The following is a 1,744-nucleotide window of genomic DNA, read 5'->3' as shown; positions in this document are numbered from 1 at the left end:
TGGACGGCGCGGCGGAGACCGCGGACGCCGCGCGCGGCCCGTGCGCGTCGTCGGGAGGGTCCTCCCCTCCGCCCATCAGCGTCGTGGCCAGCAGCAGGCCGGCTCCGCTCCAGAAGACCGCCGTCATGACGGTGCGCAGCCTCCGCCGCGTCGGCGACGCCTGATCGGTTTCGAGGGGGGAAGGGGGACTGGCCGGCATCGGGGGGACCACCTCATTCGGACACGGCACACGGACGAGCGAGCGGGGCCGTCATGACGCGCGAGGCACGTACGACGGCCCCGTCTATGGAGCCGGGCATGGCTCAGGCCACGCTCCCGGCGGCCTTCTTGCGGCGCAGCGCGTACGCGCCGGTGCCGAGGACCGCCAGTGCGGCCAGACCGCCCGCGGTGACACCGGGCTCGGCGAGCCCGCCGCCGCCCGTGTGCATCCCGCCGCGCGGCTTCTCCTCCTTGCTCCACTCCTTGTCCTGCTTACCGCCGTAGGACTCCTCGCTGCCCGAGTCGTCCTTCTCCTTGTACGTCTCGGGGTCGTACTTCGGGTCCTTGGCGGTGCCCCAGTCCTCCTCGCCCACGGCGGTCAGGGCCCCACCGCCCGTGTGCACGCCGCCGTGCGGCTTGTCGTGCTTGCTCTCCTTGCCGTACTCCTTGTCCTCCTTGTCGTACTCCTTGCTCTCCTTGCTCTCCTTGCTCTCCTTGTCCTCCTTGCTCTCCTTGTCGTACTCCTTGCTGTGAGAAGACTTGTCGTAGCCCCCCTCGCCCGAGTGGTCGGCGTAGGCTGCGGGCGCGGCGATGGCGAGGGCCGCCGTGGCCGTCGCGGTGGCGAGCACCATGCGGGCAGAGCGCATCTGGGAGTCCTTCCACGGGAGACTGGGCAGCTGACTCCTCGTCAGCACGGATGTCCCGGTCTCCGGCATGATCCACGCTCATCCACGGCGCCCGGTCCCACCATCCGGGACGATCACACGGGTTAACGTCCCCACTCCTCCGGCGGCACACCGGCCGCGCCCGCCTCTTTCCGGCCTCTCTTGCCGCAGGCCGCGACGCTGCCTAGCCTGACTTTGTGCCACTGATAAACAAAACCCGTTCGCACAGTGTGGTGCCGGGTACCGACCTCGTCCGACTCCGTCTCGCCCTGACCGCCTTCTTCGCCCTCGACGGCTTCGTCTTCGCCGGCTGGGTGGTGCGCATCCCCGCCATCAAGGAACAGACCGGCGCCTCCGCGAGCGCCCTCGGTCTGGCCCTGCTCGGTGTCTCCGCCGGGGCCGTGATCACCATGACGCTCACCGGCCGCCTGTGCCGCCGGTACGGCAGCCATCTCGTCACCGTCGTCTGCGCGGTCCTGCTCTGCCTGAGCGTCGGGCTGCCCCCGCTGACCCATTCCGCCCTCGCGCTCGGCACCGTACTGCTGTTGTTCGGCGCGGCGTACGGCGGGATCAACGTCGCCTTCAACAGTGCCGCCGTCGACCTGGTGGCCGCGCTGGGGCGGCCCGTCATGCCGAGCTTCCACGCCGCGTTCAGTCTGGGCGGCATGATCGGCGCGGGGCTGGGCGCCCTGGTCGCCGGTTCGCTGTCGCCCGCCCGGCACCTGTGGGGGCTCGCCGCCGTGGGGCTGCTCGTGACGGCCGTCGCGGGACGGGCGCTGATGCGGTGCGAGCCACTGACCCCGGCGGACGCGGGACGGACCGAGCGGGGCGCCCCGCGCCGGCCGGACCGCCGTACCCGCGCCCTGGTGATCGTCTTCGGG

General features: G+C 71.7%; 2 protein-coding genes. One reads left to right on the top strand and one right to left on the bottom strand.

Annotated elements, in window-relative coordinates; genetic code table 11:
- Positions 1–302: 302 nt before the first annotated feature.
- Complete coding sequence (locus B7767_RS35590) at positions 303–845, bottom strand: hypothetical protein (RefSeq protein ID WP_085575659.1); 543 nt, start codon at positions 843–845, stop codon at positions 303–305.
- Between the two features lie 251 nt (positions 846–1,096).
- Here B7767_RS35590 and B7767_RS35585 point away from each other — a divergent pair.
- On the top strand, positions 1,097–1,744 hold a 648-nt coding region (locus tag B7767_RS35585; protein WP_143652811.1), incomplete at its 3' end, for an MFS transporter.

Origin of the sequence: Streptomyces sp. 13-12-16 (genome assembly GCF_002114215.1) — a bacterium.
Classification (GTDB): domain Bacteria; phylum Actinomycetota; class Actinomycetes; order Streptomycetales; family Streptomycetaceae; genus Streptomyces.
Note: the sequence above shows the minus strand (reverse complement) of the source record. Positions and strands in the feature narration are given on the sequence as shown.

Excerpts from the sequence above, each read along its gene's own strand:
- B7767_RS35590 (WP_085575659.1), bottom strand. The coding sequence starts at position 845 with ATGCGCTCTGCCCGCATGGTGCTCGCCACCGCGACGGCCACGGCGGCC.